The following is a 22,296-nucleotide window of genomic DNA, read 5'->3' as shown; positions in this document are numbered from 1 at the left end:
TAACATCAATTTAATAGATTATGTCTAAGGAATAGGATATGACAAAGCCACCATGTGTTAATTTACAAGGTGTTTCATCCATATTTGTTCACTCACTAGTATTCTTTCTTATCATTTTATTGAGTTTTTCCTGCCGAGCTGAAATCAATCTGATCTTTGGTCTATATACCTCGGATAAACCGACAACTATGGTCACTAAATTCCGCCCTTTTATTAATACTCTCGAAGCGCAAATGACACATAAGTTAAAACAACCAGTCCATATAAAAATGCACATTTCCAGTAACTATAATGATGGTGTACATGCACTTACCACTGGCAAAGTTGATTTTTCTCGCTTAGGTCCAGCGTCATATATAACCGCTAAAAATGCCAATGCCAATTTACAACTACTTGCCATCGAAGCCAAAAAAGGAAAAAAGCTATTCTATGGCATTATTGCCGTTCAAACAGATAGTCCAATAACAAAGCCGGAGCAGTTAGTCGGTAAACGATTTGCATTTGGGTCCGAGCAGTCCACAATTGGTCGTTATCTTTCACAAAGTTTCCTTGCAGACCATCATATATACGCGACAGACTTGGCCAAATTTGACTACTTAGATAGACATGATGCTGTTGGAGCGTCGGTTGCGGCTGGACGATATGATGCAGGCGCATTAAAAGAAGGCACATTTAAAAAACTGCGCAGTAAAGGCGTATTATTACGTGAAATAGCACGATTTCCGAATGTAACTAAGCCTTGGGTGGCAAAAGCAGGATTAAATGATGACATAGCACAAGCTTTATCGGCATTGTTAATCGCCAGTGATGAGTCAAACGCATTATATAAAAATTCATTTAGTCAAAATGGATTTTTACCCGGTGATGACAGTGACTATGACATTATTCGTCAATCGATGAAAGATACGCGTTTTTTTGATAAAAGTTCAGTTAAATGACCCGACTGATTAAGCATTTACCACTCTGGTTCAAGATCCTAATCGCTACCTTGTGCATAACCCTCATCACAAGTTTAGCGGCTGGAGAATTAGCCAGACGTTTTGAATATAACTATCTCACCAATAATTTAACCTCACAAATACAACAAACATTTAATATTTTATCCGCAACAACCATTGATAGTCTGATCACAGAAGATATCCCGCTACTTGAAACTATCATGCTACAGATATCATCAAACTACCCTGATGTGGAATTCTTTGCCATTTATAATGAGTTGCATACAGTATTGGTCACTTGGGGAACGTTACCACCAGAAGCAAGCTTACAACACCAAGTATTTCAGCAGCCAGTTTCTTTTGGCGGTGAAACGTTTGGCTATATGAAAATAGCTGTCAGTACCGCTAGTTTACAACAAGATATAACAGAGCACGTGAACTTAATACGTCTACTCATTGCGTTAATATTATTATGTTTAGCACTAACGATTTCGCTATTACTGCATTCTTCAGTATTAAAACCAATATCAAACATTAACAACCGATTATTACAATTATCTCAATTTCATCACACGGGTGAACAGATCACGCTAGTATCAACGAATGAGTTAGACCGTTTAAATGAGTCTGTCGACCTTATTCAGGAGTTTACTCATAAGCAAACACAACGTGAACAGCAGTTACAAATAGCAAAAGAACAAGCCATTAACGCTAACACGACAAAATCAACCTTTCTCGCCACCATGAGCCATGAAATAAGAAACCCAATGCACGCCATTTTAGGCGCATTGTCGTTATTAAATAAGAGTGAAATGAGTGCAGAACAACAACACTTTATCGATACTAGCCTAAAATCTGCCAATATATTACTTGGCTTATTAAACAACATCCTCGATATGTCAAAAATCGAAGCAGGAAAGCTACAGCTTGAGCATCGCGCTTTTAATCTTCAAGAGATATTACAAAATGTAACAAGTGTTCTTGAACCATTAGCACAAAAGAAAGAGATCACACTTAATCATACCTGTAATACGGAAACGCCGTTATGGGTACTCGGTGATGATAATAGGCTAGCCCAAGTACTCATTAACTTAACCAATAATGCGATTAAGTTCACGCAACAAGGCCAAGTCGATGTGATGATGGAAGCAATACAACAGGCTAACCACACACAGCTTTGTTTCACAGTCAAAGATAATGGAATTGGTATCTCAGAGCATCAACTAAAGCATATTTTTGATGATTTCGTACAATCTGATAGCTCTTTTTCACGTGAATATGGAGGTTCGGGCTTAGGGCTTGCTATCTCAAAACAACTCATTACGCTAATGAAAGGAAGCATTACAGTCACCAGCCAATTAAATCAAGGCAGTGAATTCATCATTAAATTAAAGCTAGAAAATACGGAGGCGCCAGTCACTGAACAACCTATGCCTCAAGCACCAGTCGTCACAAAAGACATCCCTGCTCACTTGCTTCTCGTTGAGGACAATAAGGCAAACCAATTCATTACCAAGACGATTTTACAACGTGCGGGTTATACTGTGGATGTCGCAAGTAATGGCCTAGTTGCAATTAAAGCCTGCGAGAAACAACGCTATGAGTTAATATTAATGGACTTACAAATGCCCGAAATGGATGGGTTTGACGCAACAAAAGGTATACGCCGAGCCTCTAATATAAATACAAACACACCGATTATAGCAATGACTGCAAACGCAACGACCGAGGACCGAGAAAATACCCTTGCAGTCGGTATGAATGATTTTTTGATGAAACCAGCGCGAGAAGACCAGTTAATAAAAAAAGTCCGACATTGGTTAAATTGAATATTAGCGGCAATCTAACCAATGACATTTATTAACTAAATTGCTGATTAAATTTGGCTACCGATGCTGCCGTATCTTGCCATAAGCGGCTATTTTTAAGTTCCGGTAATGTAAAATTACTCGTATGCTTAAGGTTAAAATCATCGGTTGTTAAATTATTATCCAAGCCATCTAATAACGCTTCCACACCTGTGCGATCATTACACGCAAGTAATAAGTTGCACCCTGCCCATATAGCCTGCTCTGCTCGTTCTAAATAATTACCCGCAACACTGGCACCATGCATCGATAAGTCATCAGAGAAAATAGCGCCTTTAAAGCCTAACTCTTTTCTTAATATAGTTTGTAGCCAGTATTGAGAGAAACCAGCCGCTTTAGAATCAACTTGCTGATAAATAACATGTGCAGGCATAATGGCATCAAGTTGCGCATTAGCAATAAGGGATTTAAATGGCAACAAATCCGTTGCGCTGATGTCGGCTAAGCTGCGTTCATCAATCGGTAATGCAATATGTGAATCAGCTAACACACTGCCATGTCCTGGAAAGTGTTTACCTGTCGTTTTCATACCAGCTTGGTGCATACCAACGCACAATTGCGTCGAAAGATCGGTTACCCAGCTTGGATCCGCATGGAATGAACGGTCACCAATAACTTGACTACCGCGCTCTAAATCCAGTACCGGAGCAAAGCTTAAATCTATATCAAATGCCAATAACTCTGCCGCTAACATCCAGCCACATTGTTGGGTGAACTGTTTCGCTGTTTCACGATCATCAGCATATAACGCCGCAATTTTACCCATTGCAGGTATACGTGTAAACTGCTCACGAAAACGTTGAACACGACCACCTTCATGATCAACCGCTATCACTATTTGTGAGTGAGCAGCTTTACGAATTGATTTAATTAATGCATTTAACTGAGCATGGTCACCATAATTACGGCTAAACAAGATCAAACCACCGGTTAATGGGTGCGCTAAGATCTCTTTATCTTCAGCCGTTAATTCATAACCGTCAACATCTACTACTACTGGTCCCACAACAATTCCTTATTCAATCTGTTAATTTTATCGGCTATAGCACGTTCAGATTGCTGCCATAGGGTTAAATAGGTGACATCTTTATCTTGCTGGTACATAACGATACACCACAATAAAGTCATCATTTCGACCACAACAGCCATTACCGCTAATTGATCTAATGTCACGTTCGCTGCTGGGTAATAATGATTGTAATACGTTAAAAACAACACCTGCTGTGAATGTTCCCAAGCGAATGTCTGAAATAATGTCGTGATATCAAAATCACAATGACCCGCGGCTGCAAATTCCCAATCCAATAAATACAACTTAGCTTGTTCATCCACCATAAAATTCAATGGATTCATATCGTGATGACAAAACCCCTGTCTATTTGAAGGTAACTGATGTTCAATTAAATCTATCACAAGTGCGAGTTGCTGATCGAGTCTCACGGTTTTAAATTCGGACTTTAGTGTTTGATAATAATGCTGAAGCCGCTCAACCATATTAAGGTGATGTGCAGGTAAGGGCTGTTGATGAAGCGTGGCCGTTAATTGTGCTATTTGATCAATATTTTCATCGCGAGCTTGTTCGTCGAGATCCCAGTGTTTACCCGTGATCCAATCACAAATGATGCCTTGCTCATATTGAGCAATAATATTTGGCGACAAACCAATAGCAGCGGCCTGTATTTGCGCGGCGCACTCGTGCTCGACATTATTATCCATGTCATTGTAAGTCGCTGAAAATTGTCTTACAAAATAACGATGACGCAAACCATATAGTTGAAAATCCAAACGGTAATTATGGTTACTTAAACCTCCCACAACAGGTTGTAAAGAAAATGACTCGGGGCTAAAACGAACAACAAACTCAGGGATGATAATCATAAAAAGACGGTGCTACTCACTTGGGCTTCAACCGTATTAAAACGGTTATTGATCAATTCAATACTTAATGTATGTTTATCGCTAGTATTCTCAGCCTGAGAAATATGAATGACTAACGAATAACCGGAATAAGTCTGGCCTGACTGATACTGTAATACTTGCTCTGTTAAAATTTGAATATCAAACCAATCAGATTTTGAGCATGTTTCGGCGCTAGCACGTTGCAACTCATTATGCGTAACAGGTAAAGTTACCGTCGTATTAGGAAGCGCAATATATAATAGCTGGCCATGCTTAAAACTACCTTGAACAAAATAAGGCTGCTGTAATAGTTGCCCGCTTAACGTTCGCACTTCCGTTATTAAGGGGTGTTCAATAATGACTTCAAGAGGAGCCGCCATAACTTGTCTGTCATGGTCCGCTTGTGAGGCACAACCACTGACAACTAATGCACTCAATATATAAACTAGTGTGAGTATCCATTTCATTTAACACTCCCCCCAAAGCTATTGATAATTTATGTGATGAGGATAACAACTAGTTTGTTGTTACCATCGCCCCCAATTGTTCACCTCCAACAAGATGCATATGTAAATGATACACTTCCTGTCTACCATGTTTATTACAGTTAATGATTAGACGGTAGCCATTTTCAGCAATACCCTCTTGTTCCGCAATTTTTCTAGCCACAATAAAGAGACGCCCTAATGCTAATTCATCTTCTTCACATACATCATTCGTCGTCGGGATCAGTTTATTGGGGATGATAAGCACATGTGTTGATGCTTTTGGACTAATATCACGAAATGCAGTCACTAATTCATCTTGATACAAAATGTCCGCAGGGATCTCTTTATCGATGATCTTACGAAAAATCGTTTCTTCCGCCATTTGTTGCGCTCCATTAAAAAAATTTAGTTATTCAATACTATGTGAAAAAAAAAGATAAATACACTCACTATCAGTAATAGTTCATGTTCTATACCCAAACTACTTAATAATCAATACCAAAACAGACCTAAACGCGAGATAGCAGCGATAAAAAAACCCATCACACCCTACACCTTAGTGTAGTTTGTAATGGGCTTTAATTTAGAAATTATAAATTGCTAATGCCGATTAAGCTGAAGCAATGGCACCTTTACCGACACCTTCATAAGCAAATACAGTGAGTGAATCACTGCAATCTTTTGCTAATGTATCCGCGATATATTGTGCAATGTTTTCTACTGTTGTTTCTGTTGGCATAATTTCAACAATTGATTTACTAATCGCAAGTTGGAATTCGCCTTGTGGCGCTTGATATTTAAAACAATAATGCTCAGGCGTTAATGCAGCCATACCCGCGCGAGAAAGTGAAACTTCAGATACCGACACCATATCGCAATGCTCCGCCAGATAGATATCTTTCCAACGTTCAGCCCAACTCGCTTCAAGCGCAGGATCACGCTCATCATTGCGCAAGATCTCAATTGTAGAGCGGTGACCATGTGCAATACGCTGACAGTTACCAAGGTGTTTACGTAAACCATGGCTGTAGCAGTATTCTGCACCATCAATTTTTTCTTCACGTAATTTAACGTCTAACTTTTTCACGTTATTTGGTAAACGTAGCATGAGCTGCTCAGTTAAGTACGCCTCTAAATTCGCTAGCGTAATTTGTTCTGCAGGAATTAATGCAAATGCTTGATCAGGGCATGCTAAATGAATTGACTCACTGTGTTCACGCCATGCATCAACGTACGTAAATGCACCATCGCTCATCACATCACAAAATTTAGCATGAGCAGGTACAATCAATTTATGATCAACCAGTTCATCAACAGTCGATTTAATCAGTTTTTTCACAATACCAAAATCGAGGATCATACTCTGTTCATTTAAGTCACCATGCAGAACGATATCCACTAGCCAGCTTTGGCCAATAATGCCACGTGAATAATCCAATACTGAAGAATCAATAACAGTAAGATCTTTGACGAATAGTTTCATCTAAATTTTGTCCTTTATGGTAACTAAATAGGTATTTATATTATTGATTAGCGCTATTTTTGTGCGTCGTATTCATCTTTAAATGAAGCAATCAGTTCTTCACTATCAACAACAACTACATCTTGACCTGCTTTTGGAAATACAGAGATAACCACGCCATCAGCAGCAAGACCTGGTAACCAGCTGTTACGCCAAGCACCCATCTCAATTTTAAGCGGCTGACACTCAGACCAATCGCCTTGGATCCATTCACTTGCAAACTCGGCATGTGGCCAAACAGGGATGCTTCGTTCGCCTTCCGCTTCGCTAACAACAAAACCGTTAGCATCTGCTAATGTCCATACTTCTTCAGACTTAACTGCACGAAAAACGAAATAGTTGAAACGCGCTTCAGGTGATTTCTCAACTGCTTCAGCAGTTTGCTTGTCATGAATTTTAAATGTCATAATCTTCTCTCAAGAAACGGCCATTGGCAGTTTCAAATAATGTTTGTAATAAAGCAGCAGCGGATTGTACGCTGCGCAATAATAAATACCAATAATAAATACCAATAATAGTAAAGTTAAACAGAGGTAATTTTATTTAGCGAATTCCAGCTTGCGCAAATAACGCGGTATCATGGTTTCATTGCCCTGCAATCCGCCTTGATGTATATAAAGAATGGGGCGTTTATCAGCACTTTCAAGTCGTGCCTCTGTATTCGTATTGTCTTCGATGAATTCACGCTGCAAACATAACCAAGCCAAGGGATCATAAAGTAAATCAAATTCAATATGAGTGGTTTGCTTTAGCTCGGACCAAATACGATAAAAAGGCAGATAAAGTTTGCCAAAATGATACTTTTTATCTGTAGAGATAATCGTTGGGTGTAATGATTCATCGGCACACAATTCAAAAAATTGCTGCTGTAAATAATCATCACCACCAACACAAGCGCAAGTTTGTACTTCAAAGGGCAAATGTTTTTGCAAAAATAACGCCGTAGTACCAGTACCAGAAGGCAGCACCACACGAATATCAGCATACGAATTTGATTTAGCCCACTCAATAATCTCATCGGCTAGTATTTTTAATCCTGTTTCCGCATATTGACAGCGACCACCTTCAGGAATAAAAACAACGCTCTGACCTTGTGTTTTTAAAGCCGGTAGTACTTGTTGCTGTATATGCTCAATAACAGACAGGCTATTCGAGTCAGCAACGATAACCTTAGCGCCCTGTGCTAACGCTGCACGATAATTACCTTGCGGATTATCAATCAAATACTGAGGCAAGTGATCAACATAATAGTGCAACTGACATTGCTTTAATTTGGCTAATACAGACAAAGAATATAACGAATTAGCTTGCGCAGAACCATGGCCAATTAAGATATCAACCTGTGATAAATCTTGTTGCAAGAAATGGTAAAACTTGCGTGCTTTATTACCACTAAAAGCCACATCTAATAAATCATCACGTTTAACGTAAACGTGATGATTTAAAAATTTGATGTCATCGACAGGTGTATTACGTAATTCCAAGGCAGTGTCCTCGTTTATAACTTAGATTCAAGGTGCAAGAGTTAAACAGACGCAGGCAGTGCTGCAGAAACAATAAATTGGCGACCATTAACAGCTAGCATCTCGGTATCAACATCATAGACTTGTTTAATCGAATCTACGGTTAACACTTTATTCGCAGCGCCCTGCCCAACAACGGTGCCAGCATTTAATAACAGTACTTCAGAAGCATGATTAAGAGCGAGATTAAGATCATGGATAGAGGCAATAATCGTAATACCTTGTTCTGACAATTCTTTTAACATCTGTAACACTTCAATTTGATGCTTTAAATCAAGCCCTGTTAATGGTTCATCCAATAAACATAAAATCGATTGCTGATTTAATAGCGGTGATACTTGTACTAATGTACGGGCAATAAGCACACGCTGCCATTCACCACCCGACAGTTGATCGCAATTACGCTCAACTAACTTAGCTATATCTAATCGGGATAATAATTGATTTATCACCCGACAAGCTTGTTCATCTTCAAGGCTAATACCCAGAGGATGTAAACCCAAAGCAATAAACTGATAAACCGGAATGGCAAAAGGTGGCGGAGATACTTGCGGTAACCAAGCGCGCTGGCGAGCCAACTCAGCAATAGGATAAGACGAAATAGGACGTTCAGCTAATAAGTAAGCGCCTTCGCATGCCTGTTCATGACCTGCTAAAATGGAAAGTAATGTACTTTTACCACTGCCATTGGGCCCTAATAAAAACAAACAACTCCCTTTATCTATCGATACATTCATATCATGTAACCGCTGCTGATAGTTAACATTGGTTAGCGTTAATATTGTAGATGTCCCCATCGTATTTTTTAATTTATCCATAGTGCTTTGTTGTTATGCTACTTGCTTGCGCAATAGTAAATAGATGAAAAAAGGAGCGCCTAAGCTTGCCGTGATCGCCCCTACAGGTAACTCAGCGGTTGCAAATACACTACGCGCAATTAAATCTGCAAGTAATAAAAAGATCGCGCCCAACAAGGCTGAAGCAGGTACAAGAAAGCGCAATTGGCTCGTCACTAATATCCGTAAAATATGCGGAATCACTAACCCAATAAAGCTAATTACGCCCGCCATCGATACCGACACGCCAGTGAGTACTGCCACACATAAAATAAGCTGAATACGTAATTTAGGGACATCAATACCCGATTGAAATGCCCCCTGTTCACCAAACTGTAAAAGGTTCAGCGCATCAATACGGCACATGATCCACAAAAAACTCAAACTCAAAGGAATAACGGCAATATAAATAAGTTCGGATCCATACGCTAAATTTCCCATCATCCAGTACAGCATTTGTCGCATACTGCCGTCATCAGAAAAATACAACAGCCAAGTCATAATCGCGCCAGAAAAGATACCGATCGCAACGCCAAGTAATAAGATCTTGGTGGTGGGTAAGTTATTCTTTGTCACTCGATAAAGTAAATACGTGACTAAGCTTGCCCCGATAAAAGCCGATAATGGTAAAATATAATGCTGTAATCCCGCCCACTGTGGAAACAAAGTCTCAAGAAAGACAATCGATAGCACAGCAAACAAACTGGCAAACGATGAAATGCCGATAACACCAGGCTCTGCTAACGAATTAGCGAGTAACACCTGCAAGATACAACCGGCAACAGCTAACGCAGCGCCAACTAAAATTGCAGTCACAATACGTGGCAAACGTAGGTCAAATAACACTTGTTGCTGTAAAGATGATAAACCATTAAAAATATCATCAACACCAATACTGAAACGGCCTGAGGCAAGCGAAATTAAAATAACGGCAACAAGAGAAATAGATAAAAATATCAGAGTGCTTCGACTTTTTAGTGTACTTGCACGCTGTAACTTAAGCAGGTCGATCATAATTTAAGAAAGGATATAGAAGGATAAAATAGACAAGGTATCTCAAATAATGTCAGCGTTAAGCTTAAGCACATTTTAGATACCCTGTCAGGAGGCTGCGAATTAGATTGATTGACTTACAGCATCAATCAGCGCATGGGTATAACCCATTTCAGCCATGAGTTGTGTAATGATATTACGTTTACGACCTGTATTAGTGTTAGTAATAACCCAATATGGCGTATTCTCAATATGACGAGGTTTGGTCGTACTACCAGCACTTAACAATTCACTTTCCGATTTTGCAAAGTAAATACGTTTACGGCCTTTAATATCAGTCGCACTATCAAACTCTTTCGGGTTTTCTGCATACAAGACAGATAATATCTGTATAAACTTAGTCACCGAAACAGTCGTTTCTTTAAATTTCTTATTTTTAATAAGCTTAGCGATACTGGCTGGCAGCGTAGAATGGCTGACAATCTCTGGCTCTACAACAATCGGGGCAGATACAGGTGTCGGCTCTACTACTGCCGGTGAATTAGTTACCGTTTGCTTAGTCTCACTGTTGATGTTCTCTACAGGCTGTGGCAATACTTCAACATTTGTTAAATCTGCACAGTCACTATCAGGTACACCAAGTAAGCGACGTAAAATATCTGATGCACTTTCGCCAATATCTTTCGTTTGACTAGCAATATAACGATATAGGTCGTCTTCAAGCTCAATCGTCTTCATATTTAACTAGTAAATCCTTGCTTATAAATTTGGTTTAATTATACCTTGTGAATAGATTTCTCTCTATGCTTATAGAAAAAATATTACCTCTGTGATGCATTTATCAACGATTCATACACGACAATGACGTAATTATTGCGGTAGAATCAGCCACAATTACGGAGAAATATATGTTACTTAATCACAAAATATACGGTCAGGGTGATCCTGTTATCGTTATCCATGGCTTATTTGGCAGTGCAACAAACTTGGGCATGCTAATTAAACAATTAAAAACGGATCATCAAGTGATCGCGGTTGATGTTCGAAACCATGGTTTATCTATGCGTCATAATAGTATGCATTATGATGATATGGCAAATGATATTATTCAGCTCATGGATCATTTGACGATCGAACAAGCACATCTAGTCGGTCATTCAATGGGTGGTAAGATCGCCATGCGAACAGCGCTTAATTTTTCTACCCGCGTAACCAGTTTAGCGGTAGCCGATATAGCTCCTGTGAATTATCCCCCTCGACATGATAATGTCTTTGCTGGATTAAAAAACATTCCACTTGGCGATATAACCACACGTAGTGAAGCACAATCAAAGCTTGCCGAATATGTAGAAGAAGTAGGTGTTCAACAGTTTTTATTGAAAGGATTGTATAAAAATGAGCAAGGTAAATTTGATTTTTACTACGCGCTAGATACAATTATATCTCAATACGATGCTATTTCGGACTGGCCAGAAGTAAATAAACAGTATGATAAACCAGTGCTATTTATTAAAGGCATGAATTCTGACTATATAACCAATGAGCATAAACCGGCTATTGCTAAATATTTTCCACAAGCGAAAGCAAAGTTAATACAAGGTACAGGTCACTGGTTACATGCCGAAAAACCGACAATATTTAACAAAATAATAGTCGATTTTTTATTTAGTCATTAGACACATTGTGATATATTTGCACGTTCGTACTCTAAGTAGATACTGTTACGTACTTTAGGTGAATATTGTTATGTTGTATGAATACATTGACTTAATTGAATCTGTCGGCACTAAATTGTTCTTTGTTGCGCTGTTTTTTTTAATCGGCATGGCAATTCACGACGTACTTAAAAAAGGTAATGTACCTCAATTTGGACGTGTAGCGGTTTGGTTTGTACTCTGCTTTGGTATGGCTGGCTTTGTTTTTAAAGAAGTATTGATCACTGTCTGGGAAACCCAGATTTAATAATCTCATAGTATTAACTGCAATGGCGAATATAACGTGGCAAAGGAAAGTTTCGATAGAACGACGATTGACCTTTTTGCTGAAGAAAAGCGTGCTGGTAGACCCAAAACCAATCCGTTATCACGTAAAGAGCAGTTGAAACAGAATAAACGTAACCAATTAAGCCGAGACAAGGCTAACGGATTCAAACGTATTGAATTAAAGGTCGAACAAGACTTGTTTGATATGTTAAATATAAAAGCAAAAAGTGCTAATATGACGCGCAGTGAATATATACAACAATTACTGCAAACACATGTAGCAAAATAAGTTTAAATTAAAACTATTAGGATAATTTAAGAATGGCTAGCGTAGGCTTATTTTTTGGTAGTGACACTGGTAACACTGAAGTAGTTGCTAAGATGATCCAGAAACAACTGGGTAAAAAACTTGTTGATGTTAAAGATATTGCAAAATCAACAACGACAGATATTAACGAGTTCAGCCTATTAATTTTAGGCATTCCGACTTGGTATTATGGCGAATCTCAATGTGATTGGGATGATTTCATGCCTTCACTAGAAGAAATTGATTTTTCTGACAAGCTAGTTGCAATCTTTGGTTGTGGTGACCAAGAAGATTACGCTGAGTACTTCCTTGATGCAATGGGCACACTACGTGACGTTGTTGAAGCAAAAGGCGGTACATTAATCGGTGAATGGCCAACTAAAGGTTATGATTTCGAAGCATCTAAAGCACTCACTGATGACAACCACTTTGTTGGTTTAGGTATTGATGAAGATCGTCAACCAGAACTAACAGCAGAACGTGTTGAAGCTTGGGTAAACCAAATCCACAGCGAAATGTGTCTTGCAGAACTAGAAGACTAATCTTTTAGTTATAAACTATATAAATAAAAGGTAAACGGCGTATACACGTTACTTTACCTTTTACTTTCATCGCCAGCTAAAACCCCATTACACAGCCATTCTAATTAAATAACATTCATTTATCTATCTACCCATTTAGGAATGCATAGCATACGCTATCTTTTTCTGCTTGCCATATACCACATATTAAGATCAGGCTTAATCACTTTGGGTCACACTCGACTAAACAAAAGCTCGGTTAATACGTAAATTTTTGTATTTAAATCCCGCTTTAACAAATATGAGGTTTATTGTTTTTGCGTCTCGTCATATAATAGTGAGGAATGTAAAGAAAATATACTTTTCTCTATTTTAAAAATGAGTACGTTATGACTGATAGAAAAACCGCATTAAAAAAAGCAGGATTAAAAATAACCCTGCCAAGAATCAAAATTTTAGAATTATTACAACTCCCTAGCAGTCAGCATACCAGTGCCGAAGATCTATACAAACAATTGCTCAGTAAAGGTGAAGAAATTGGGCTTGCGACAGTATATCGAGTGCTTAACCAATTTGATGATGCAGGTATTGTTACTCGTCATTATTTTGAAGGCGGTAAATCTGTTTTTGAACTGGCTACTCAAAACCACCATGACCACCTTGTATGTCTTGACTGTGGCCACGTAATTGAATTCCATGATGACTTGATCGAAGATCGTCAACGTGGAATTGCAGCAGAAAATGATATGTCATTACAAGCCCACAGTTTATACTTGTATGGCCGTTCATTAGATGGCAAGTGTAATCATAAATAATTACACACTAAAAATAAGATAAATAAAAAGGAGCTATAGCTCCTTTTTTTATGCGTATTTTTTACCTTTAAATAACACCAAGAAACAAATATCATCCCTTGATGCTACGTGAGTCCTATAAAACAGACTTAGCCACGTAAAGACACTGTACGGTTAAACACAAGCTTATCCGCTGTTGAATCTTTACTGTCTGCACAGAAGTAACCTTCACGTTCAAACTGGTATGCGCTTGCAGGTTGAGCAGCAACAAGGCCTGGTTCAACTTTAGCTGTTTTGATAACAACTAATGATTCTTCATTCAATGCTTCTTCTAATGTTTCAACACTTGCAGGATCTTCTATTTTAAATAGGCGATCATAAACACGTACTTCCGCATCAACAGCATCAGCAGCTGATACCCAATGAATAACACCTTTAGCTTTACGACCATCACTTGGGTTCTTACCAAGTGTTTCATCATCGTAAGTACAGTGAATTTCAATGATATTACCCGCGTCATCTTTTATAACGTCATCGGCTCTAACAATGTATGCATTACGTAAGCGAACTTCTTTGCCTAATACTAAACGTTTATATTTCTTGTTCGCTTCTTCACGGAAATCCGCACGATCAATAAATAGTTCACGACTAAATGGTAACGTACGAGTACCCATATCTAGTTTAGGATGTGCAGGTGCAATTAATTGCTCGGTTTGATTTTCTGAATAATTAGTAATGACTAATTTAACCGGATCAAGAACCGCCATTGCACGTGGTGCTGAATCTTCAAGATCTTCACGGATACATGCTTCTAGCATACCCATTTCGATCGTATTGATTTGTTTAGTCACACCAATACGTTTACAAAATTCACGAATTGACGCAGCGGTATAACCACGACGACGTAAGCCAGCAATTGTTGGCATACGTGGGTCATCCCAACCACTTACATGGTTTTCTGTCACTAATGCATTAAGCTTACGCTTAGACATCATCGTATATTCAATATTCAAACGTGAGAATTCATACTGACGCGGACGACAATCAATTGAGATATTGTCTAATACCCAATCATAAACACGACGGTTATCTTGGAATTCTAATGTACAGATAGAGTGAGAAATACCTTCTATCGCATCAGAAATACAATGCGTGAAATCGTACATTGGATAAATGCACCATTTATCACCTGTTTGGTGATGATGTGCACGTTTAATACGATAGATAACGGGATCACGCATACACATGAACGATGACGTCATGTCAATTTTTGCACGTAGACAACATTCGCCATCAGCAAAACCAGCGTCACGCATTTTATTAAATAACGCGAGGTTTTCGTCAATGCTCGTTTCACGGTATGGGCTATTTTTACCCGGCTTATTCAGCGTACCGCGGTACTCACGTGTTTCCTCTGCATTTAAGAAGCAAACATAAGCTTTACCCGCTTGAATCAATTCAACTGCATATTCGAATAATTTATCGAAGTAATTTGATGAATAGCGAACTTCACCATCCCAGTTAAAACCTAACCACTTTACGTCTTCTTGAATTGCATGAACGTAATCAATGTCTTCTTTTTCTGGGTTCGTATCATCAAAACGTAGATTACACTGTCCCTGGTAATCGTCAGCAATACCAAAGTTCAAACAAATCGATTTGGCATGACCAATATGCAAAAAGCCATTCGGCTCTGGCGGAAAACGCGTATGCACATTAGTATGTTTACCGGAATTTAAATCTTCATCAATAATCTGACGAATAAAGTTCGTTGGGCGTACTTCAGCCTGACTCATTCCTTACCTCAAACAGTAAATTTTTAATAAAATAGTGAACAATGATCTAACAAAATTGCCTCAGACACAACAACTAAATGCTAATGCGGGTCAGTTAGGCTTGCTCAGGGGGAATTAATCTTACTCTTAATACAATCACTATCACAACACTGTTTAAAACATCATCAGCTATAGATTTATTACCTAGACTCAGGATAACTTAATAATAGCGGAAAATAGTATGCATAAGTGGTCCATGTCACCCGGTTTTACATTAATCGAATTACTTATAACAGTGGCCATCGTGGCTATTTTAGCGAGTATAGGGATACCTAATTACCAGCACTACATGCTAGCAACACATCGTGATCAAGCCAAAATGAAATTAACAGCAATTAGCTTATTAGAAACCGATAATTATAGCCGGCATCAAGAATATATTGAATTGCGACATTTATCGATTGACCTTAGTAGTGAGACTTATAAATACAGCATAAAGATCACAGCGAATAATCAGTATCAAGTGATTGCAACAGCGATAGATAATCAACGCAGTGATAGCCATTGTCGGACATTGAGTTTAGACCATAATTTAACGCGATTACCGAAAGTATGTTGGTAATAAAAGAAGGGATATAGAAAGCAGCCTTATCTAAACAATAAGGCTGGGCTTATGCTGAATTACAGCTGGTTTTCTGATTTATTTTTCTTGTTTATTGTCCTTATTTATTTTTGATCTCAGCGTTAGCAACACTCATTGTCGTCGTGTTGTTGATTAAGTTAATCAACAGCATTGAACGTTCTAATCCATCTTTGCATTGATAAATAGCCTCAATACCTTTAAAAGCACCGTCCTGAATAATCACTTTTTCGCCTTCGGTAAATAAGGTGACTTCAATTTCAGGTTTATCTCGGCATTGTTGTTTTTCTTTTAGCTCCGCAACCAAGTTAGCAGGTACTTTGGTATAATGTTTACCGCACTTAACAAAATCAATAACCCCACGGGTAGAACGAATACTATTGAAATTAGCCGCCAGCGTGTCAATTTCAACAAATAAATAATTAGGAAAAATAACCACATCTTTATATACAAGTTTACTGCGTACTTTTTTTTCCATTTTCATCGTTGGATAAAAGCTTTCAATACCTTGATTTTTAAGATTAACCTGTGCTCTAACTTCTTCCTTTCCTTTGCAGTACAGTAAGTACCACTCTTTTTTGGTTTCCATCATTTAAACTTGATAATCCTAAACATGATAACGCCTCTAATATTACGTCAAAAAATATTAAATTAAAGTCTAAATTAAAATCTGAATTAAATGCATATATAACAACCATAAACAACAACAAGGGCAACATGCAGTTAACACCCGCGAAACAAGGATAGAACAAATACTCTGATTATGTTGACAGACCTCTTATAATTGGTTTTTACGCTTGTTAACAACTAGTAAAAGGGATATAAAAGAATGAATAACCTGATAATGGATAGTTTATCAGCATAAAATTATAAATATAAAAACAAATATAAAAACAAATACAAAACAGGCGATATTATGAATCCTAATAATTCAGATACATTTATGGGTCACCCAAAAGGTTTATTCCTTTTATTCAGTACAGAAATGATGGAACGCTTTAGTTATTATGGCATGCGTGCAATTCTCGTTATCTTCCTTGTTTCAATAACCCAAGACCAGCAAGCGGCTGCATTATTAACCGATCCTAATTATCAAACTGGTCTTCCAGGTTTAGGTTGGAGTCAAGCAGATGCGCTTTCTCTTTATGGTACATACACAGGTTTAGTTTACATCACTCCTCTCATTGGAGGCTGGTTAGCAGATAACTTCCTAGGACAACGTAAAAGTGTCTTAATTGGTGGCGTATTAATGGCATTAGGCCAATTCGCATTATTCGTACCAGTAGAAGCGTTATCACTCAGCCCTACTGCTGGGCTTTATTTAGGCCTTGCATTCATCATCGCTGGTAATGGCCTGTTCAAGCCAAACATCTCCACTATGGTTGGTGACCTGTATGAAGAAGGCGATAATCGTCGTGATGGTGCATTCACTATCTTCTACATGGGCATTAATATTGGTGCTTTCTTGTCTGGTATCCTTGTTGGTGCTGTCGTTGTTTACACCGGCAATTACAAATATGGCTTCTTAATGTCTGGTATCGCTATGGTACTTAGCGTTGTCTTACAAAAATTATTCGCTAATAAATACTTAGGTAATATTGGTATTGAAGCTGCAGCGAAGAAAGAATTGACTGCTAATAAAGGTAAAAAGCCAACACTAACGGCCATCGAAGTTGATCGTATAAAAGTTATCTTAATTTTAGGACTATTTGTTATCATTTTCTGGGCTGGTTTCGAACAAGCCGGTGGTCTAATGAACCTTTACGCAAATGATTATACAGACCGTATGATTGGTGGTTTTGAAGTCCCTGTTGCTTGGTTCCAATCATTAAATCCATTCTTTATTATTACCTTTGCACCGATCGTAAGTATGATCTGGATGAAAATGGGCCCGAAAGAGCCGACATCACCCGTTAAATTTGCAATGGCATTATTAATGTTAGCGATTGGTTTTATGTTCATGATCTTTGCAACATTAGAGCAAGGTGGCGACTTAACCGTTAAAACAAGCATGTACTGGTTAGTTGGAGCGTACTTCTTCCATACTATGGGTGAATTATGTCTTTCTCCAATCGGTCTATCTATGATCACTAAATTAGCACCATTACGCTTAGCATCACTGATGATGGGCGCATGGTTTGGCTTTAACGCCATTGCAAATAAAGTGGCTGGTATGATTGGCGCGCAAATTGGTGAAGCAGGTCCAATGGCTATCTTTGGCGGTATTGCAATAGCAGCTGTGATTTCATCTCTGATCCTATTTGCATCAGCACGCAAGCTAATTTACTGGATGCACGGCGCAGAAGGTCAAGTTATTACGCAAGAAGAAACGACGAATCAAAAACCAGTTGCAGCAACAGCTTAATACTGAAAATCTAATTTAAATAAATGTAAAAACAGCCTCATCATGAGGCTGTTTTTTTATATCTGTGATTTTCGTGATAAACTGGATTAAATCGTTAGCCGTGAGCCAAAAGTTTTATGAAACAATTTAATGAATTTATTCCTCTGATCGTCTTTTTCGTTATTTATAAAATGTACGATATTTATTCCGCAACTGCAGCATTAATCGCAGTAACTGCATGTACATTACTCTTTAGCTGGTATAAATACCGTAAAGTTGAAAAAATGCAATTAATCACGTTTGCTATGGTGACCGTGTTTGGTGGTATTACCTTATTTACGCAAGATTCGAGTTTTATTAAATGGAAAGTAACTATTATTTACTGCCTATTTTCAATTGTTTTATTGGTTAGCCAATATGGCTTCAAACAAAATTTACTTAAAAAGATGTTAGGTAAAGAAATGGTTTTACCTGAGTTTGTGTGGTCACGCGTGAACGCAGCATGGTCAATATTCTTCCTCTCGCTTGCTGGCTTAAATCACTACATTGCGTTTAACATGTCAGAAGAGTTATGGGTTGATTTTAAAGTCTTTGGCGTTCTGGGTATCATGTTAGCTTTTACGATATTAACCGTCATTTATCTCTACCGTTATATGCCTAAAGAAAACAGCGATAACAAATAAGCTTAAGTAAGAAAAATAGTTATATCTGGCACAGTATTTAATTAAAAAGGTATTAATTAAATACTGTGCTTCTTCTTAATATCCCCCTTTCAGATCCCTACTACTGTCCTAATACTGACAATTTGAGCACCCGTATAACTTCCTCTATAAGCATGTGATAGCTCGCACAACAAGCTACTTAGCGGGTAACAACAATGTAAAATCACACTACAATTTATTCTGAACATACAATATCATCATGACTATGAAGGAATATCAATGTTGAAAAAAATTACTCGCTTAGCGCTATATGTCGCAGTTACTGCACCTTTATTTATTTTACCGCAAGCAAATGCAGAACAAGTCAAAATGCTTTCTAATATGAATAATGAGCATGCAGTCATCACACCAACAGAAACGACCGCTTTTGATCTCAGTCACTCATCAATTTCACGTGACACATCATTAATGCCATTAAATATTAATACCGCGAATGAGCTAGAGCTTACTGCTTTACCTGGTATAGGAAAATATAAGGCAGTGCAAATAATCCAATGGCGTGAGCTTAACGGGGAATTTAGCGCAATAACAGACTTAGTGAGTGTGAATGGGATAGGAAAGATAACAGTGGCAAAGTTAGCGGGAAAAATTAGTGTAACAGACTAATAAACAAGTCTAAATACGATTTTTAGCGATAAAAAAAGCCTGAAGCAAAAGCATTCAGGCTTAATTCGTTAATGTTTATTAACGCTTAGTTTGATACGTTAAAGTTCAACATACGTTCTAATGGAATAAGCGCTTTAACACGAATTTCTTCATCAACAAAAATTTCATGCCCTTCATCATTAACCAATGAATCTTCAATCGTTTTTAGGCCATTCATGCCCATCCAAGGACACATTGCACAACTACGACAACTCGCGCCATTACCACCAGTTGGAGCAGCAATCATTTCTTTTTCAGGACACGCTTGTTGCATCTTAAAGAAAATACCTTTATCCGTAGCAACAATCAATTTTTGTTGTGGTAGTTCTTTTGCCGCTTTAATCAATTGGCTCGTTGAACCAACCGCATCTGCAAGTTCGATTACATCGGCAGGTGACTCAGGATGAACTAGGATCGCTGCGTCTGGGTTTTCTTCTTTCAAGCGTTTTAATGCTGATGCTTTAAATTCATCATGGACGATACAAGCACCCTGCCAGCGAACCATTTTTGCGCCAGTTTGTTTTTCAATCCAAGCACCCAAATGGCGATCGGGACCCCAAATTAATTTTTGGCCATCACTATCAAGGTGATCGACTACATCCAGCGCAATACTTGATGTGACAATCCAGTCAGCGCGCGCTTTAACGGCTGCTGATGTATTTGCATATACCACAACGGTATGATCAGGATGTGCATCACAGAATGCCGAGAACTCTTCAACAGGACAACCTAGGTCTAATGAACAAGTTGCCTCTAATGCAGGCATGATGATACGTTTGCTTGGAGCTAAGATCTTTGCCGTTTCCCCCATGAAACGAACACCGGCAATGATTAGCGTTTTAGCTGGGTGATTGTTCCCAAAGCGAGCCATTTCCAAAGAATCAGCAACACAACCGCCTGTCTCTTCTGCAAGCGCTTGAATTTCAGGATCTGTATAATAGTGTGCAATTAATACTGCATCTTTTTCTTTTAAAAGCTGTTTGATACGTGCTTTATAATCCAGTTTTTCTTGTGCCGATAACGGAACTGGTTTTTTTGGGAATGGATATTCCATTTCTACTACATTGGGAATCATAGCTAATTACTCAGAGCTCAAAAAATTTATCTTCGCGTATTATACATGGCATTGTCATGAAAACGTAATTTAGCGTGATTTTTTTTCGACACATACAAAAAAGCCTCGCTAATAGCGAGGCTTTTTTGTTTTATTCTTATTCTACTCTTTATCTTATAAAGATAAGTAAAGTGGTGGGCTGTGAAGGATTTGAACCTTCGACCAATTGATTAAAAGTCAACTGCTCTACCAACTGAGCTAACAGCCCTTTACTTTTACTGCTTCTATTAAGGATTCCTTAAATAGAAGTTTCGCTGTTTATGTTAGGACATATAACAACAATAATAAGTGGTGGGTCCTACTGGGCTTGAACCAGTGACCCTCGCCTTGTAAGGGCGATGCTCTCCCAACTGAGCTAAGGACCCACGATATTTATTTAGCGATAGTTGTATCTATCGTTATAACTGGTTGCGGGAGCAGGATTTGAACCTACGACCTTCGGGTTATGAGCCCGACGAGCTACCAAACTGCTCCATCCCGCGACAATGCTGTGTGTTCTTTATTAGAACTAAAGAAAGTGGTGGGCTGTGAAGGATTTGAACCTTCGACCAATTGATTAAAAGTCAACTGCTCTACCAACTGAGCTAACAGCCCCAAATTCTTTCTTTATAAATAGTGGTGGGTCCTACTGGGCTTGAACCAGTGACCCTCGCCTTGTAAGGGCGATGCTCTCCCAACTGAGCTAAGGACCCACGATATTTATTTAGCGATAGTTGTATCTATCGTTATAACTGGTTGCGGGAGCAGGATTTGAACCTACGACCTTCGGGTTATGAGCCCGACGAGCTACCAAACTGCTCCATCCCGCGACAATGCTGTGTGTTCTTTATTAGAACTAAAGAAAGTGGTGGGCTGTGAAGGATTTGAACCTTCGACCAATTGATTAAAAGTCAACTGCTCTACCAACTGAGCTAACAGCCCCAAATTCTTTCTTTATAAATAGTGGTGGGTCCTACTGGGCTTGAACCAGTGACCCTCGCCTTGTAAGGGCGATGCTCTCCCAACTGAGCTAAGGACCCACGATATTTATTTAGCGATAGTTGTATCTATCGTTATAACTGGTTGCGGGAGCAGGATTTGAACCTACGACCTTCGGGTTATGAGCCCGACGAGCTACCAAACTGCTCCATCCCGCGACAATGCTGTGTGTTCTTTATTAGAACTAAAGAAAGTGGTGGGCTGTGAAGGATTTGAACCTTCGACCAATTGATTAAAAGTCAACTGCTCTACCAACTGAGCTAACAGCCCCAAATTCTTTCTTTATAAATAGTGGTGGGTCCTACTGGGCTTGAACCAGTGACCCTCGCCTTGTAAGGGCGATGCTCTCCCAACTGAGCTAAGGACCCACGATATTTATTTAGCGATAGTTGTATCTATCGTTATAA

At 38.6% G+C, this 22,296-nt stretch carries 24 protein-coding genes and 11 tRNA genes; 11 read left to right on the top strand and 24 right to left on the bottom strand.

Features of this window, described 5'->3' with window-relative positions; translation table 11 throughout:
• Window positions 1–38: 38 nt before the first annotated feature.
• Both HWV01_RS06615 and HWV01_RS06610 read left to right on the top strand, forming a co-directional pair.
• Window positions 39–938, top strand: a complete 900-nt coding sequence (locus HWV01_RS06615; RefSeq protein ID WP_211674642.1) for a PhnD/SsuA/transferrin family substrate-binding protein — start codon at window positions 39–41, stop codon at window positions 936–938.
• Window positions 935–2,767 carry a response regulator gene (locus HWV01_RS06610; RefSeq protein ID WP_211674641.1) on the top strand — a complete coding sequence of 611 codons (1,833 nt, stop codon included), beginning with the start codon at window positions 935–937 and terminating at the stop codon, window positions 2,765–2,767. The genes HWV01_RS06615 and HWV01_RS06610 overlap by 4 nt, the downstream gene beginning before the upstream one ends.
• Window positions 2,768–2,798: 31 nt before the next feature.
• Here the strand turns inward: HWV01_RS06610 and nagZ are convergent, their stop codons facing one another.
• From nagZ to seqA, 10 genes are all read right to left on the bottom strand, one after another.
• A complete protein-coding gene (gene nagZ, locus HWV01_RS06605; protein ID WP_211674640.1) occupies window positions 2,799–3,812 on the bottom strand; it encodes a beta-N-acetylhexosaminidase in 1,014 nt (337 codons plus the stop codon).
• Complete coding sequence (locus HWV01_RS06600; protein WP_211674639.1) at window positions 3,800–4,684, bottom strand: phosphotransferase; 885 nt, start codon at window positions 4,682–4,684, stop codon at window positions 3,800–3,802. Before HWV01_RS06600 ends, nagZ begins: the two co-directional genes overlap by 13 nt.
• Window positions 4,681–5,172 carry a penicillin-binding protein activator LpoB gene (locus HWV01_RS06595; RefSeq protein WP_211674638.1) on the bottom strand — a complete coding sequence of 164 codons (492 nt, stop codon included), beginning with the start codon at window positions 5,170–5,172 and terminating at the stop codon, window positions 4,681–4,683. The genes HWV01_RS06600 and HWV01_RS06595 overlap by 4 nt, the downstream gene beginning before the upstream one ends.
• Before the next feature lie 49 nt (window positions 5,173–5,221).
• Complete coding sequence (locus tag HWV01_RS06590) at window positions 5,222–5,575, bottom strand: HIT domain-containing protein (RefSeq protein ID WP_211674637.1); 354 nt, start codon at window positions 5,573–5,575, stop codon at window positions 5,222–5,224.
• 228 nt (window positions 5,576–5,803) lie between these two features.
• Entirely contained in the window at window positions 5,804–6,676 is an 873-nt protein-coding gene (locus tag HWV01_RS06585) for a 6-carboxytetrahydropterin synthase (protein ID WP_211674636.1), read from the bottom strand.
• A gap of 53 nt (window positions 6,677–6,729) precedes the next feature.
• Window positions 6,730–7,122, bottom strand: coding sequence for a DUF2750 domain-containing protein (locus HWV01_RS06580; RefSeq protein WP_045111118.1), 393 nt, complete (start codon window positions 7,120–7,122; stop codon window positions 6,730–6,732).
• A 132-nt stretch (window positions 7,123–7,254) separates the two neighbouring features.
• Window positions 7,255–8,199: a 1-aminocyclopropane-1-carboxylate deaminase/D-cysteine desulfhydrase gene (locus HWV01_RS06575; RefSeq protein ID WP_211674635.1), complete on the bottom strand. Its 945-nt coding sequence runs from the start codon at window positions 8,197–8,199 to the stop codon at window positions 7,255–7,257.
• 41 nt (window positions 8,200–8,240) lie between these two features.
• Window positions 8,241–9,056 (bottom strand): ABC transporter ATP-binding protein, encoded by an 816-nt coding sequence (locus HWV01_RS06570; RefSeq protein WP_249185463.1) that lies wholly within the window; start codon window positions 9,054–9,056, stop codon window positions 8,241–8,243.
• Between the two features lie 12 nt (window positions 9,057–9,068).
• Entirely contained in the window at window positions 9,069–10,088 is a 1,020-nt protein-coding gene (gene btuC, locus HWV01_RS06565; RefSeq protein WP_211674634.1) for a vitamin B12 ABC transporter permease BtuC, read from the bottom strand.
• Window positions 10,089–10,190: 102 nt separating this feature from the next.
• Window positions 10,191–10,805: a replication initiation negative regulator SeqA gene (seqA, locus tag HWV01_RS06560; RefSeq protein ID WP_211674633.1), complete on the bottom strand. Its 615-nt coding sequence runs from the start codon at window positions 10,803–10,805 to the stop codon at window positions 10,191–10,193.
• A gap of 170 nt (window positions 10,806–10,975) precedes the next feature.
• On the opposite strand from seqA, the gene HWV01_RS06555 reads away from it, so the two are divergent.
• The 5 genes from HWV01_RS06555 (at window position 10,976) to fur (ending at window position 13,692) form a co-directional block, all read left to right on the top strand.
• Window positions 10,976–11,743: an alpha/beta fold hydrolase gene (locus tag HWV01_RS06555; RefSeq protein ID WP_211674632.1), complete on the top strand. Its 768-nt coding sequence runs from the start codon at window positions 10,976–10,978 to the stop codon at window positions 11,741–11,743.
• Between the two features lie 70 nt (window positions 11,744–11,813).
• Window positions 11,814–12,029, top strand: coding sequence for a DUF2788 domain-containing protein (locus HWV01_RS06550; RefSeq protein WP_211674631.1), 216 nt, complete (start codon window positions 11,814–11,816; stop codon window positions 12,027–12,029).
• Between the two features lie 36 nt (window positions 12,030–12,065).
• A complete protein-coding gene (gene ybfE, locus HWV01_RS06545; protein WP_211674630.1) occupies window positions 12,066–12,338 on the top strand; it encodes a LexA regulated protein in 273 nt (90 codons plus the stop codon).
• Window positions 12,339–12,370: 32 nt separating this feature from the next.
• On the top strand, window positions 12,371–12,898 hold the full coding sequence (gene fldA / locus HWV01_RS06540) for a flavodoxin FldA (protein WP_211674629.1): 528 nt from the start codon (window positions 12,371–12,373) through the stop codon (window positions 12,896–12,898).
• Between the two features lie 368 nt (window positions 12,899–13,266).
• On the top strand, window positions 13,267–13,692 hold the full coding sequence (gene fur / locus HWV01_RS06535) for a ferric iron uptake transcriptional regulator (protein ID WP_211674628.1): 426 nt from the start codon (window positions 13,267–13,269) through the stop codon (window positions 13,690–13,692).
• Between the two features lie 128 nt (window positions 13,693–13,820).
• On the opposite strand, the gene glnS is transcribed toward fur, so the two are convergent.
• Window positions 13,821–15,467 carry a glutamine--tRNA ligase gene (gene glnS, locus HWV01_RS06530; protein WP_211674627.1) on the bottom strand — a complete coding sequence of 549 codons (1,647 nt, stop codon included), beginning with the start codon at window positions 15,465–15,467 and terminating at the stop codon, window positions 13,821–13,823.
• Between the two features lie 220 nt (window positions 15,468–15,687).
• Here glnS and HWV01_RS06525 point away from each other — a divergent pair, with 220 nt between their 5' ends.
• On the top strand, window positions 15,688–16,068 hold the full coding sequence (locus HWV01_RS06525) for a type IV pilin protein (RefSeq protein WP_211674626.1): 381 nt from the start codon (window positions 15,688–15,690) through the stop codon (window positions 16,066–16,068).
• A gap of 100 nt (window positions 16,069–16,168) precedes the next feature.
• On the opposite strand, the gene rfaH is transcribed toward HWV01_RS06525, so the two are convergent.
• A complete protein-coding gene (rfaH, locus tag HWV01_RS06520; RefSeq protein ID WP_211674625.1) occupies window positions 16,169–16,678 on the bottom strand; it encodes a transcription/translation regulatory transformer protein RfaH in 510 nt (169 codons plus the stop codon).
• 324 nt (window positions 16,679–17,002) lie between these two features.
• On the opposite strand from rfaH, the gene HWV01_RS06515 reads away from it, so the two are divergent.
• From HWV01_RS06515 to HWV01_RS06505, 3 genes are all read left to right on the top strand, one after another.
• A complete protein-coding gene (locus tag HWV01_RS06515; RefSeq protein WP_211674624.1) occupies window positions 17,003–18,451 on the top strand; it encodes a peptide MFS transporter in 1,449 nt (482 codons plus the stop codon).
• A 116-nt stretch (window positions 18,452–18,567) separates the two neighbouring features.
• Window positions 18,568–19,113: a septation protein A gene (locus HWV01_RS06510; protein ID WP_211674623.1), complete on the top strand. Its 546-nt coding sequence runs from the start codon at window positions 18,568–18,570 to the stop codon at window positions 19,111–19,113.
• Between the two features lie 258 nt (window positions 19,114–19,371).
• Complete coding sequence (locus HWV01_RS06505) at window positions 19,372–19,758, top strand: helix-hairpin-helix domain-containing protein (protein WP_211674622.1); 387 nt, start codon at window positions 19,372–19,374, stop codon at window positions 19,756–19,758.
• Window positions 19,759–19,843: 85 nt separating this feature from the next.
• On the opposite strand, the gene nadA is transcribed toward HWV01_RS06505, so the two are convergent.
• From nadA to HWV01_RS06445, 12 genes are all read right to left on the bottom strand, one after another.
• Window positions 19,844–20,851 carry a quinolinate synthase NadA gene (gene nadA / locus HWV01_RS06500; protein ID WP_211675700.1) on the bottom strand — a complete coding sequence of 336 codons (1,008 nt, stop codon included), beginning with the start codon at window positions 20,849–20,851 and terminating at the stop codon, window positions 19,844–19,846.
• Window positions 20,852–21,043: 192 nt separating this feature from the next.
• A tRNA-Lys gene (locus HWV01_RS06495) sits at window positions 21,044–21,119 on the bottom strand.
• An 81-nt stretch (window positions 21,120–21,200) separates the two neighbouring features.
• A tRNA-Val gene (locus HWV01_RS06490) sits at window positions 21,201–21,276 on the bottom strand.
• Window positions 21,277–21,316: 40 nt separating this feature from the next.
• Window positions 21,317–21,393: transfer RNA gene (locus tag HWV01_RS06485), tRNA-Met, on the bottom strand.
• 36 nt (window positions 21,394–21,429) lie between these two features.
• A tRNA-Lys gene (locus HWV01_RS06480) sits at window positions 21,430–21,505 on the bottom strand.
• A gap of 22 nt (window positions 21,506–21,527) precedes the next feature.
• Window positions 21,528–21,603: transfer RNA gene (locus HWV01_RS06475), tRNA-Val, on the bottom strand.
• Window positions 21,604–21,643: 40 nt separating this feature from the next.
• Window positions 21,644–21,720 (bottom strand) — tRNA-Met (locus tag HWV01_RS06470).
• Window positions 21,721–21,756: 36 nt separating this feature from the next.
• A tRNA-Lys gene (locus HWV01_RS06465) sits at window positions 21,757–21,832 on the bottom strand.
• 22 nt (window positions 21,833–21,854) lie between these two features.
• Window positions 21,855–21,930, bottom strand: a tRNA-Val gene (locus HWV01_RS06460).
• Between the two features lie 40 nt (window positions 21,931–21,970).
• Window positions 21,971–22,047 (bottom strand) — tRNA-Met (locus tag HWV01_RS06455).
• 36 nt (window positions 22,048–22,083) lie between these two features.
• Window positions 22,084–22,159 (bottom strand) — tRNA-Lys (locus HWV01_RS06450).
• A gap of 22 nt (window positions 22,160–22,181) precedes the next feature.
• Window positions 22,182–22,257: transfer RNA gene (locus tag HWV01_RS06445), tRNA-Val, on the bottom strand.
• Window positions 22,258–22,296: the final 39 nt, after the last annotated feature.

The organism is Moritella sp. 5 (genome assembly GCF_018219455.1).
Classification (GTDB): domain Bacteria; phylum Pseudomonadota; class Gammaproteobacteria; order Enterobacterales; family Moritellaceae; genus Moritella.
This window is presented reverse-complemented; position numbering and strand designations above follow the sequence as displayed.

Bases quoted from the DNA above. Each gene is read 5' to 3' on its own strand.
- HWV01_RS06595 (WP_211674638.1), bottom strand. From the start codon at position 5,172: ATGAAATGGATACTCACACTAGTTTATATATTGAGTGCATTAGTTGTC.
- HWV01_RS06515 (WP_211674624.1), top strand. From the start codon at position 17,003: ATGAATCCTAATAATTCAGATACATTTATGGGTCACCCAAAAGGTTTA.
- glnS (WP_211674627.1), bottom strand. From the start codon at position 15,467: ATGAGTCAGGCTGAAGTACGCCCAACGAACTTTATTCGTCAGATTATT.
- HWV01_RS06570 (WP_249185463.1), bottom strand. From the start codon at position 9,056: ATGGATAAATTAAAAAATACGATGGGGACATCTACAATATTAACGCTA.
- HWV01_RS06550 (WP_211674631.1), top strand. From the start codon at position 11,814: ATGTTGTATGAATACATTGACTTAATTGAATCTGTCGGCACTAAATTG.
- HWV01_RS06590 (WP_211674637.1), bottom strand. From the start codon at position 5,575: ATGGCGGAAGAAACGATTTTTCGTAAGATCATCGATAAAGAGATCCCT.
- fldA (WP_211674629.1), top strand. From the start codon at position 12,371: ATGGCTAGCGTAGGCTTATTTTTTGGTAGTGACACTGGTAACACTGAA.
- HWV01_RS06600 (WP_211674639.1), bottom strand. From the start codon at position 4,684: ATGATTATCATCCCTGAGTTTGTTGTTCGTTTTAGCCCCGAGTCATTT.
- HWV01_RS06610 (WP_211674641.1), top strand. From the start codon at position 935: ATGACCCGACTGATTAAGCATTTACCACTCTGGTTCAAGATCCTAATC.
- HWV01_RS06505 (WP_211674622.1), top strand. From the start codon at position 19,372: ATGTTGAAAAAAATTACTCGCTTAGCGCTATATGTCGCAGTTACTGCA.
- HWV01_RS06525 (WP_211674626.1), top strand. From the start codon at position 15,688: ATGCATAAGTGGTCCATGTCACCCGGTTTTACATTAATCGAATTACTT.
- nadA (WP_211675700.1), bottom strand. From the start codon at position 20,851: ATGGAATATCCATTCCCAAAAAAACCAGTTCCGTTATCGGCACAAGAA.
- HWV01_RS06555 (WP_211674632.1), top strand. From the start codon at position 10,976: ATGTTACTTAATCACAAAATATACGGTCAGGGTGATCCTGTTATCGTT.
- HWV01_RS06510 (WP_211674623.1), top strand. From the start codon at position 18,568: ATGAAACAATTTAATGAATTTATTCCTCTGATCGTCTTTTTCGTTATT.
- HWV01_RS06585 (WP_211674636.1), bottom strand. From the start codon at position 6,676: ATGAAACTATTCGTCAAAGATCTTACTGTTATTGATTCTTCAGTATTG.
- HWV01_RS06580 (WP_045111118.1), bottom strand. From the start codon at position 7,122: ATGACATTTAAAATTCATGACAAGCAAACTGCTGAAGCAGTTGAGAAA.
- btuC (WP_211674634.1), bottom strand. From the start codon at position 10,088: ATGATCGACCTGCTTAAGTTACAGCGTGCAAGTACACTAAAAAGTCGA.
- fur (WP_211674628.1), top strand. From the start codon at position 13,267: ATGACTGATAGAAAAACCGCATTAAAAAAAGCAGGATTAAAAATAACC.
- rfaH (WP_211674625.1), bottom strand. From the start codon at position 16,678: ATGATGGAAACCAAAAAAGAGTGGTACTTACTGTACTGCAAAGGAAAG.
- seqA (WP_211674633.1), bottom strand. From the start codon at position 10,805: ATGAAGACGATTGAGCTTGAAGACGACCTATATCGTTATATTGCTAGT.
- HWV01_RS06615 (WP_211674642.1), top strand. From the start codon at position 39: ATGACAAAGCCACCATGTGTTAATTTACAAGGTGTTTCATCCATATTT.